This window comes from Kiloniellales bacterium (assembly GCA_030066685.1).
Taxonomy (GTDB): domain Bacteria; phylum Pseudomonadota; class Alphaproteobacteria; order Kiloniellales; family JAKSBE01; genus JAKSBE01.
The window spans coordinates 1-9,590 of record JASJBF010000067.1 but is presented as its reverse complement, the minus strand read 5'-3'; the positions used below and the strand labels follow the sequence as shown (position 1 = coordinate 9,590).

The window sequence follows — 9,590 nt, the reverse complement described above, 5'->3', positions numbered from 1 at the left end:
GGTCATCGATCCGGGCGACATGCTCGTGTTCTGGGCCTGCGGCGTCACGCCGCAGCTCGCGATCCGCCGGGCCGCGCCGGCGATCGCGATCACCCACGATCCCGGCCACATGCTGGTCACCGACCTCATCGCGGAGCGGCCGTCGTGACGGCCGAAGACTGACGCGCAGAACAAAAACAGCAAAACGGGAGGACGATCGATGCGCAACCTGACCAAGACCCTTCTGGCGACGGCGGCCCTCGCCGTCGCGGCGGCGCCGGCTGCGGCGCTGGACGAGACGACCCTGTCCGTCGTCGGCAGCTGGAGCGGCCTGCCGCTGCACAAGCAGCACGAGTCGCCCTTCTGGACCCAGACCCTGCCCGAGGCCTCGGGCGGCAAGATCGCGGTCGAGATGACCACCTTCGACCAGATGGGGGTCAAGGGCGGCGACGTCTTCCGGCTGCTCAACGACGGCGTCTTCGACGTCGGCATGACCGTCGCCGACTACACGGTGGGCGACGCGCCGGAGCTGGAGGGCCTCGACGTGCCCCTGATCGCGACCGACCCGGCGGCGGCCCGCAGGATGGTCGAGGCGGCGCGGCCGATGGTCGAGGACATCCTCCGCGACCGCTTCGGCGCCAAGCTGCTGGCGGTCGCGCCCTATCCGCCGCAGGTGGTGTTCTGCAACGCCGAGATCGCCGGACTCTCCGACCTCGAGGGCAAGAAGATCCGCGGCTCGGGCCGGATGACCACCAAGTTCCTGGAGGCCCTGGGCGCCGAGGGCGTCAATCTCGGCTTCTCGGAGGTGCCGGGCGCCCTGGAGCGCGGGGTGATCGACTGCGCGATCACCGGCTCCGGCTCGGGCTATTCCGCCGGCTGGTGGGAGTCCTCGACCCATCTGATGACCCTGCCGCTCGGCGGTTGGGATTCCGTGGCGACCGCGATGAACCTCGACAAGTGGAACAGCCTCTCCGCAGAGACCCAGGCCTTCCTGCTGGACCAGGTCAAGGCCGGCTTCGAGACGCCGGCCTGGGACGCGCTGGCCGGCGCGCTCGACAACGACATCGCCTGCCTGACCGGCAAGGGCGACTGCGCCTCCGGCAAGCCGGCGGCCATGACCCTGGTCGAGCCTTCGTCCCAGGACCTCGAGGTCGCGAACAAGGTGCTGCGCGAGACGGTGCTGCCCGACTGGGCCGAGCGCGCCGGGCCGGACTGGGCCAAGCGCTGGAACGACAGCGTCGGCGCTGCCACGGGCGTGACGGTCGAGCTCAACTGAGCCGGGCGGCGAGGGCCATCGCGGGGCGAAGAAGGCATGACGGCTTGCCTGCGGTCATCCTTCGACAAGGGGCGCAGCCCAGCGCTACGCGCGGATGAGGAGAAGAGCCTGAAATTGCTCACCCTCACCCTGAGCCTGTCGAAGGGCGAGGGTGGCAGCTCGCACCTTCCATCACCCTGCTATTGCGCTTTGGCAGCGAGGAAGCCCCTGTCATGAGCGACCGCGTCGTCTCGGCGCTCCGGCGCGGCAACCGGACGATCGGCCTGGCCTGCGGGTTGGTGCTGCTCGCGACCGGGGGGCTGATCCTGGTCGAGATCCTGCTGCGCCAGACCCCCTTCGGCGCCCTCGGCGGCTCCGACGAGTACGCCGGCTATGCCATGGCCGCGATCGCGACCTGGGGCTTCTCCTATGCCCTGGTCGAGCGGGCGCACATCCGCATCGACCTGCTGCAGCGGCGGCTGCTGCCGGCCGGGCGGGTCGTCCTCGACCTGCTCGCGCTGCTGCTGCTGGCGGGCACGACCTGGGTCGTGACCTTCCATTCCTGGAGCGTCCTCGCCAAGACCCTGGAGCGCGGCTCGCGCGCCAACACGCCGCTGGAGACCCCGCTGTGGATTCCCCAGGCGATCTGGTTCGGCGGCTGGGTCTGGTTCGCCCTGACTGCGACGCTCCTGCTCCTCGTCGCCGCCGCGCTGGTCTTCCGGCGCAGGCTTGCGGCGGTCGAAGCCCTGGCCGGCTGCGGCTTCGAAGGGGGCCGCGAGCCATGATCTGGTCGGTCGCCGGGGCGCTGCTCGCCCTCCTGGCCCTGTCGATCCCGGTCGGCGTCGTCCTCTTCCTGCTCGGCTTCGGCGTCGATCTCTTCTTCTCGCCCTTCCCGCTGATCCGCGGGCTCGGCCAGGTGGTCTGGTCGGCCTCGGACAGCTCGCTCCTGATCGCCATCCCCTTCTTCGTGCTGCTGGGCGAGATCCTGGTCCGCGCGGGCATCGCCGAGCGGACCTACAAGGCCCTGGACGCCTGGCTGTCCTGGCTGCCCGGCGGGCTGATCCACGCCAACATCGGCACCGCAACGATGTTCTCGGCGACCTCCGGCTCCTCGGTGGCCACCGCCGCCACGGTCGCCACGGTGGCCATGCCCCAGGCCGAGCGCCTCGGCTACGACCAGCGTCTCTTCTCCGGCGCGATCGCGGCCGGCGGCACGCTCGGCATCATGATCCCGCCCTCGATCAACCTGATCGTCTACGGCTTCCTGACCGAGACCTCGATCCCACGGCTCTTCCTGGCCGGCCTCCTGCCGGGGCTCCTCATGGCCCTGGGCTTCATGCTGATCACGGCGGCCATCTGCAAGCTACGTCCGGCCCTCGGCGGCACCGGGCGGACCTTCGCCTGGTCGCAGCGGCTCGCTGGCCTGGCGGAGCTGATCCCGATCCTGCTGCTCTTCGCGGTCGTGATCGGCTCGATCTATCGGGGCTGGGCGACGCCGACCGAGGCCGCGGCCCTGGGCGTGGCCATGGCCGGCCTGATCGCGGCCTGGCACCGCGCGCTCACCCGGACGATGCTCGTCGAGGCCCTGCTCGGCACGATGCGGATCACGGCGATGATCATGCTGGTCATCGTCGCCGCCTACTTCCTCAACTACACCCTGGCCTCGGCCGGCCTGGGGCGGGAGCTCAAGGGCTTTCTCGGCGGGCTCGGGCTCGATGCCACCGGCACGCTGATCGCCATCGTGCTGCTCTATCTCGTCCTCGGCTTCTTCGTCGAGACCCTGTCGCTGATGGTCGCCACGATCCCGATCGTGGTGCCGATCGTCGCCGGCCTTGGCTTCGACAAGGTCTGGTTCGGCATCCTGCTGATCCTGCTGATCGAGATGGCGCTGATCACGCCGCCGGTCGGGCTCAACCTCTACGTCGTGCAGGGCGCCCGCAAGGGCGGCAGCCTGGCCGAAGTCATGCTCGGCGCCGTCCCTTACGTGCTGACCATGCTGGCCATGGCGCTGCTCCTGATCCTCTTCCCCGCCCTCGCGCTCTGGCTTCCGGAGAGCGCCGGCGGCTGACGCCGAGGATCGATCCAGCCGAGGCGGCCCCGCGGAACCTGGACATTATCATCTCCGGCGGCATAGTCGGCGGAGGAACGGCACCCGACCGCGTCGCCCTAAGCGGTCCCTGCACCTTGCCGGAAAGGAGACCAACGAGGTGACCGACGCAAAGAGCTTCGCCACCGGCCTGGGGTTCTGGAAGGGCGCGGTCGATCCGCAGCCTCTGGGCGGCGGCATCACCAACGTCAACTTCGTGGTCGAGGACGGCGGCGAGAGGTTCGTCGTGCGGGTCGGCAACGACATCCTGGTGCACCAGGTGCTGCGCTTCAACGAGCTGGCCGCCAGCCGCGCCGCCTTCGCCGCCGGCCTCTCGCCCGAGGTCGTGCACGCCGAGCCCGGCGCCCTGGTGCTGCGCTTCGTCGAAGGACGGACGCTCGCGGCCGAGGACGTCCGCGACCAGGCCACGCTGGAACGCATCCTGCCGCTGGTCCGGGACTGCCACCGCGAGATCCCCAGGCACCTGCGCGGCCCGGCACTGATCTTCTGGGTGTTCCACGTCCTGCGCGACTACGCCGCGACCCTGAAGGAGGGCGGGAGCGCCCACCTCGACAAGCTGCCGGAGCTGCTGGCCGCCGCCGAGGCGCTGGAGGCGGCGGTCGGACCCATCGACCTGGTCTACGGCCATAACGACCTGCTGGCCGCCAACTTCATCGACGACGGCACGCGGGTCTGGCTGATCGACTGGGACTATGCGGGCTTCAACTCGCCGCTCTTCGACCTCGGCGGCCTGGCCTCCAACAACGGGTTAGGCCCCGAGCAGGAGGACTGGCTGCTGGAGACCTACTTCGAGGCGCCGGTCACCGACGCGTTGCGCCGTCGCTACGGCGCGATGAAATGCGCTTCGCTGCTGCGCGAGACCCTCTGGAGCATGGTCTCCGAGATCCACTCCGAGCTCGACTTCGACTACGCCGGCTACACGGCGGAGAACCTCGCCGGCTTCCACGCGGCCCTCGCGGCCTTTCGCAAGGCGCAGGGATGACCGGGGAATTCCCGAAAGAGGCCCGGGCCGTCGTCATCGGCGGCGGGATCGTCGGCTGCTCGACCGCCTATCACCTGGGCGAGCTCGGCTGGGACGAGACCGTCGTCTTGGAGCGCGCCAAGCTGACCTCGGGCAGCACCTTCCATGCCGCGGGCCTGGTCGGACAGCTGCGCGGCAATGCCAACATCACCCAGCTCCTCGGCTACTCCGTCGCGCTCTACGACCGCCTGGAGGCCGAGACCGGCCAGGCGACCGGCTGGAAGCGCAACGGCGGCCTGCGCCTGGCCTGCAACGAGGCGCGCTGGACCGAGGTCAAGCGCCAGGCGACGACGGCCCATTCCTTCGGCCTGGAGATGCAGCTCTTGTCCCCGCAGGAGGCGCAGGCGCTCTGGCCTTTGATGGAGGTCGCCGACGTGGTCGGCGCCGCCTTCCTGCCGACCGACGGCCAGGCCAACCCCTCGGACATCACCCAGGCCCTGGCCAAGGGCGCCAGGGCCAAGGGTGTCCGCTTTTTCGAGGACACGCCGGTCACCGGCATCCTGGTCGAGGAGGGGCGGGTCGCCGGCGTCGTCACGCCGCGCGGAACGATCCGCGCGCCGGTCGTCGTCAACTGCGCCGGGCAGTGGGCCCGGGAGGTGGGACGCCTGGCCGGGGTCAAGGTGCCCCTGGTGTCGGTGCAGCACCAGTACATGGTGACCGAGCCCATCGAAGGGGTCACGCCGGCGCTGCCGACCCTGCGCGACCCGGACCGCCTGACCTACTACAAGGAGGAGGTCGGCGGCCTGGTCATGGGCGGCTACGAGCCGAATCCCATCCCCTGGGCAATCGAGGGGATCCCGGAGGGCTTCCACTTCAGCCTTCTGGACTCCGACTTCGACCACTTCGAGCCGCTCATGACCCAGGCCCTGGCGCGGGTGCCCGCCTTGGAGACGGCCGGGGTCAAGCAGCTGCTCAACGGGCCGGAGAGCTTCACCCCGGACGGCAACTTCATCCTCGGCGCGGCGCCGGAACTACGCGGCTTCTACGTCGGTGCCGGCTTCAACGCCTTCGGCATCGCCGCCGGCGGCGGGGCCGGCATGGCGCTGGCGGAATGGATCGCCCAGGGCGCGCCGCCCTACGACCTCTGGCCGGTCGACATCCGTCGCTTCGGCCGGCCGCATTTCGACATCGACTGGGTGCGCAAGCGCACCCTCGAGCTCTACGGCAAGCACTACACCATCGCCTGGCCGGCGGAGGAGCACGCCAGCGGCCGGCCCTGCCGGCGCTCGCCGCTCTACGATCGGCTGGCGGACCTGGGCGCCTGCTTCGGCGAGAAGCTCGGCTGGGAGCGGCCGAACTGGTTCGCCGACGCGGCGGCGGGGGAAACGCCTGAAGACGTCTACAGCTTCGGCCGGCCCAACTGGTTCGCGGCCGTGGGGCGCGAGCACCGGGCGGCGCGGGAGGCGGCGGTGGTCTTCGACCAGAGCTCCTTCGCCAAGTTCCTGTTGCTCGGCCCGGACGCCGCAGCGGCGCTGGATTGGATCTGCGCCAACGACGTGACCAAGCCGCCAGGACGCCTGACCTATACTCAGATGCTCAACGCCCGCGGCGGCATCGAATGCGACCTCACGGTGGCACGCCTGGCCGAGGAGCGCTTCTACATTGTGACCGGGACTGGCTTCGCGACCCACGACTTCGACTGGATCGCACGCAACATCCCGGCCGGCCTGCGGGCGCAGCTGGTCGACGTCACCTCGGCCTATGCCGTGTTGTCGCTGATGGGCCCGCGGTCGCGGGAGATCCTGCAGGGCCTGACCTCAGCCGATCTCTCCAATGCCGCCTTTCCCTTCGCCACCTCGCAGGAGATCGGCATCGCCGGGGCGCCGGTGATCGCGCTCCGGGTCACCTACGTCGGCGAGCTGGGCTGGGAGCTCCATGTGCCCTGCGAGTACGCGGTCAACCTCTTCGAGGCCCTGATGGCGGCCGGGGCGCCCCGGGGCCTGCGCCCCGCCGGCTACCGCGCGATCGAGAGCCTGCGCCTGGAGAAGGGTTACCGCGCCTGGGGCGCCGATATCGGCCCGGACCACACGCCGCTGGAGGCCGGGCTCGCCTGGGCGGTCAAGCTGAACACGAAGCGGCCCTTTCTCGGCCGCGAGGCCCTGGAGGCCCAGGCCGAGGGACCGCTGACCAAGAGGCTCGCGGGTTTCACCGCAGATCCTTCGGTCGTGCTGCTGGGGCGCGAGACCATCTACCGAGACGGCGAACGGGTCGGCTGGCTGTCCAGCGGCGGCTACGGCTACACCCTGGGAAAGTCGATCGGCTACGGCTACGTCCGAAATTCCGAGGGCGTCGGCCGGGACTACCTGCTGTCCGGCCGCTACGAGCTGGAGGTGGCCAGCGAGCGGCTGCCCTGCAAGATCCATCTGGGGCCGCTCTACGATCCAAAGGCGGCGCGGATCAAGGCCTGAAGACCGACCTCGGCGGGCCGGCCGCCGCGCGGGATCAGGAGGCGGCGTCGAGGGCCTGGAGCAGGTCTTCGGCCAGGTCCTCGGGATCCTCCAGGCCGACCGAGAGGCGGAGCATGCCGTCGGTGACGCCGATCTGCGCCCGGCCCTCGGGGCCCATGGCCCGGTGGGTCGTGGTCGCCGGGTGGGTGATCAGGCTCTTGGTGTCGCCCAGGTTGTTCGAGATGTCGATCAGCTCGAGGGCGTTGAGGAAGGCGAAGGCTTGCGCCTTGCCGCCGGGCAGCTCGAAGCTGACCAGGGTCCCGGCGCCGGTCATCTGCTGTTGTGCCAGGTCGTGCTGGGGGTGGCTCGGTAGGCCGGGATAGAGCACCCGGTCGATGCCGTCCTGGTCCTGCAGCAGCTCGGCCAGGCTCAGCGCGATCTCGCACTGCCGGGCGACCCGCAGCTCCAGGGTCTCCAGGCCCTTGAGCATGACCCAGGCGTTGAAGGGGCTGAGCGCCGGCCCGGTGTGGCGCATGAAGAGCTGCAGGGTCTCGTCGATGAAGCTGCGGCTGCCCAGCACCGCGCCGGCGAGGCAGCGGCCCTGGCCGTCGATGTGCTTGGTCGCCGAGTAGACCACGATGTCGGCGCCCAGCTCGAAGGGCTTCTGCAGCAGCGGCGTGGCGAAGACGTTGTCGACGATGACTTTTGCGCCCGCCGGCCGGGCCAGGGCGCAGACCTCGGGAATGTCGATCAGCTCCAGGGTCGGGTTGGCCGGGCTCTCCAGGAAGACGGCGGCGGCGCCGGGGGCCAGGGCCTCGCGCCATTGCTCCAGGTCGGGGCCGTCGACGAGCCGGGTCTCGATGCCGATGCGGGGCAGGATCTGGGTGATGATGTGATGGCAGGAGCCGAAGAGAGCCCGGCCCGCCACGACCCGGTCGCCGGCCTTGAGGAAGCACATCATGGAGGCGAAGACCGCGGCCATCCCGCTGGCCGTGGCGAAGCAGGCCTCGGCGCCCTCCAGGGCCGCGAGGCGCTCCTCGAACATGCGCACCGTCGGATTGCCGTAGCGCGAATAGACGAAGCCCTCGGCCTCGCCCTTGAAGCGCGCCTCGGCCTCCTCGGCGCTGTCGTAGACGAAGCCCGAGTTGAGGAAGACCGCCTCGCTGGTCTCGCCGAAGGCGGAGCGCGCCAGGCCGCCGCGGACCAGCCGGGTCGCCTGGCGCCAGGTCTCGGCGGACCTCGGGTCCCGCTTCGGGCCGTCGTCGGAGGTCATTGCTGGACCCAGGGCAGGCCGGCCGCCTTCCAGCCCTCGATCTTGCCGCGCTGGCCGCCGCCGTCGGGCCGGCCCTCGAAGCCGTCGGAGACGTTGTAGGCCGCCCCGAAGCCGGCCGCGGTCAGGGCCATGGCCGCCGAGCGGGAGCGCTGGCCGGAGCGGCAGAGCAGGAGGACCTTATTCTCCGGGCCAACGCCCTGGTCGCGCAGTCTCTGCTCGAACTCCGGATGCAGGGCCATCTGCGGATAGACCTGCCAGGACAGGAACACCGGCTCCTTGCCGATCCCGCGCAGGTCGGGCACCCCGACGAACTGCCATTCCGGCAGGGTCCGGACGTCGACCAGGACCGCTTGATCGTCGCTTTGGAGGATCTCGAAGGCTTCCGCGGAGGTCACTTCGCCGGCGTAGGTTCCGTCGCTCATGTCGAGACTCCCTGCTGTCCCCGGCCTCGATACGCCCCCGTCCGGGTCCGATCAACCGCCAAGCCCGACGTGGATCCCGCACTCGGTCTTGGCGAGGCCGGGCCAGCGGCCGGCGCGGGCGTCGGCCTGGGGCGCCGCCCGTGCGGTGCAAGTATAGCAGCCGATCGAGCGGAAGCCCTCCGCCTCGAGCGGGTGCGGCGGCAGGCCGTGGCGGGCGAAGTGCTCGGCGATCCAGGCCGGGCGCCAGTGCCGGAGGGGATTGACCTTGATCCGCGGGCCGTCGCTCTCGAAGAGCGGTAGTCCGGCCCGGGTCGCGGCCTGGAAGGCCTTGCGGCCGGTGATCCAGGCCTCGAAGCCGGCCAGGGCTTCCGTCAGGGGCAGGGTCTTGCGCAGGGCGCAGCAGCGGTCCGGATCGCGGGCGAAGAGCAGGCCGTCGCGATCCTCTTCGGCCAGGGCCGCAGGCGATGGTGCGGCGCTGCGGAGGTCGCTGAGGCCGAGCCGCGCGGCCAGGGCGTTGCGGTAGCGCAGGGTCTCGCCGAAGTGCTTGCCGGTGTCGAGGAAGACCACCGGCGTCGCCGGGTCGATCCGGGCGACCATGTCGAGCAGCACCGCCGACTCGGCGCCGAAGGAGGAGACCAGCGCAATCCGGCCCGGGAAGAGGTCCCGGATCGCCAAGCGCAGGGCGGCCTCCGCGCCGAGCTGGCCGTAGCGCGCCTCGAAGGTCCGGGCCCGTTCGGCGGCCAGGCGGCCGCGTTCGGCGTCCGAAAGGCAGAGGGTCATGGCGGCGGCTCCCGCTGAAGCTTCCCCTGCGGCCTATTCGGCGGCCTGCAGGCGCCGGCGTAGGGCCGGGATTGGCCGGCTGCCCTCGCTGGCCGGCTGGTACCAGGCGCCAAACTCCCGGGTCGCGGCGGTCCAGCTTGCGGCGGCGTCGGGCGCGTCGAGCTCCATTGCGTCGAAGCCGCAGCGCGTCATGAAGGCCAGCTGGTCGCGGAAGACCGCTCCTACGGCGCGCAGCTCGCCGCGGAAGCCCAGGCGCTCGCGCAGGATGCGGGCGTGGGAGTAGGGCCGGCCGTCGGTGAATTTGGGGAACTCCAGCGCGACCGCCACGAAGTGCGGCAGGTCCTCGGCCAGGTCCTCGGGCGACTG

The 9,590-nt window shown here is 70.8% G+C and carries 10 protein-coding genes; 6 read left to right on the top strand and 4 right to left on the bottom strand.

What is annotated here, in order from left to right; genetic code table 11:
• Positions 1-4: 4 nt before the first annotated feature.
• The 6 genes from QNJ30_27625 (at position 5) to QNJ30_27600 (ending at position 6,770) form a co-directional block, all read left to right on the top strand.
• Positions 5-148: a DUF1445 domain-containing protein gene (locus tag QNJ30_27625; protein MDJ0947235.1), complete on the top strand. Its 144-nt coding sequence runs from the start codon at positions 5-7 to the stop codon at positions 146-148.
• 51 nt (positions 149-199) lie between these two features.
• Entirely contained in the window at positions 200-1,255 is a 1,056-nt protein-coding gene (locus QNJ30_27620) for a TRAP transporter substrate-binding protein (protein MDJ0947234.1), read from the top strand.
• Positions 1,256-1,467: 212 nt separating this feature from the next.
• Positions 1,468-2,019, top strand: coding sequence for a TRAP transporter small permease (locus QNJ30_27615; GenBank protein MDJ0947233.1), 552 nt, complete (start codon positions 1,468-1,470; stop codon positions 2,017-2,019).
• A complete protein-coding gene (locus QNJ30_27610) occupies positions 2,016-3,302 on the top strand; it encodes a TRAP transporter large permease (GenBank protein MDJ0947232.1) in 1,287 nt (428 codons plus the stop codon). Before QNJ30_27615 ends, QNJ30_27610 begins: the two co-directional genes overlap by 4 nt.
• A gap of 139 nt (positions 3,303-3,441) precedes the next feature.
• Complete coding sequence (locus QNJ30_27605; GenBank protein MDJ0947231.1) at positions 3,442-4,323, top strand: choline/ethanolamine kinase family protein; 882 nt, start codon at positions 3,442-3,444, stop codon at positions 4,321-4,323.
• Positions 4,320-6,770, top strand: a complete 2,451-nt coding sequence (locus QNJ30_27600) for an FAD-dependent oxidoreductase (GenBank protein MDJ0947230.1) — start codon at positions 4,320-4,322, stop codon at positions 6,768-6,770. Before QNJ30_27605 ends, QNJ30_27600 begins: the two co-directional genes overlap by 4 nt.
• A 34-nt stretch (positions 6,771-6,804) precedes the next feature.
• Here QNJ30_27600 and QNJ30_27595 read toward each other — a convergent pair whose 3' ends face one another.
• The 4 genes from QNJ30_27595 to QNJ30_27580 form a co-directional block, all read right to left on the bottom strand.
• Positions 6,805-8,022 (bottom strand): O-succinylhomoserine sulfhydrylase, encoded by a 1,218-nt coding sequence (locus QNJ30_27595; protein MDJ0947229.1) that lies wholly within the window; start codon positions 8,020-8,022, stop codon positions 6,805-6,807.
• The gene (locus QNJ30_27590) at positions 8,019-8,444 is read right to left on the bottom strand and encodes a rhodanese-like domain-containing protein (GenBank protein ID MDJ0947228.1); all 426 of its coding nucleotides are present in this window, start codon (positions 8,442-8,444) and stop codon (positions 8,019-8,021) included. Before QNJ30_27590 ends, QNJ30_27595 begins: the two co-directional genes overlap by 4 nt.
• Before the next feature lie 51 nt (positions 8,445-8,495).
• Complete coding sequence (locus tag QNJ30_27585; protein ID MDJ0947227.1) at positions 8,496-9,224, bottom strand: phosphoadenylyl-sulfate reductase; 729 nt, start codon at positions 9,222-9,224, stop codon at positions 8,496-8,498.
• A 33-nt stretch (positions 9,225-9,257) separates the two neighbouring features.
• On the bottom strand, positions 9,258-9,590 hold a 333-nt coding region (locus QNJ30_27580), incomplete at its 5' end, for a DUF934 domain-containing protein (GenBank protein MDJ0947226.1).

Bases quoted from the DNA above. Each gene is read 5' to 3' on its own strand.
- QNJ30_27615 (MDJ0947233.1), top strand. From the start codon at position 1,468: ATGAGCGACCGCGTCGTCTCGGCGCTCCGGCGCGGCAACCGGACGATC.
- QNJ30_27620 (MDJ0947234.1), top strand. From the start codon at position 200: ATGCGCAACCTGACCAAGACCCTTCTGGCGACGGCGGCCCTCGCCGTC.
- QNJ30_27590 (MDJ0947228.1), bottom strand. From the start codon at position 8,444: ATGAGCGACGGAACCTACGCCGGCGAAGTGACCTCCGCGGAAGCCTTC.
- QNJ30_27600 (MDJ0947230.1), top strand. From the start codon at position 4,320: ATGACCGGGGAATTCCCGAAAGAGGCCCGGGCCGTCGTCATCGGCGGC.
- QNJ30_27595 (MDJ0947229.1), bottom strand. From the start codon at position 8,022: ATGACCTCCGACGACGGCCCGAAGCGGGACCCGAGGTCCGCCGAGACC.
- QNJ30_27610 (MDJ0947232.1), top strand. From the start codon at position 2,016: ATGATCTGGTCGGTCGCCGGGGCGCTGCTCGCCCTCCTGGCCCTGTCG.
- QNJ30_27585 (MDJ0947227.1), bottom strand. From the start codon at position 9,224: ATGACCCTCTGCCTTTCGGACGCCGAACGCGGCCGCCTGGCCGCCGAA.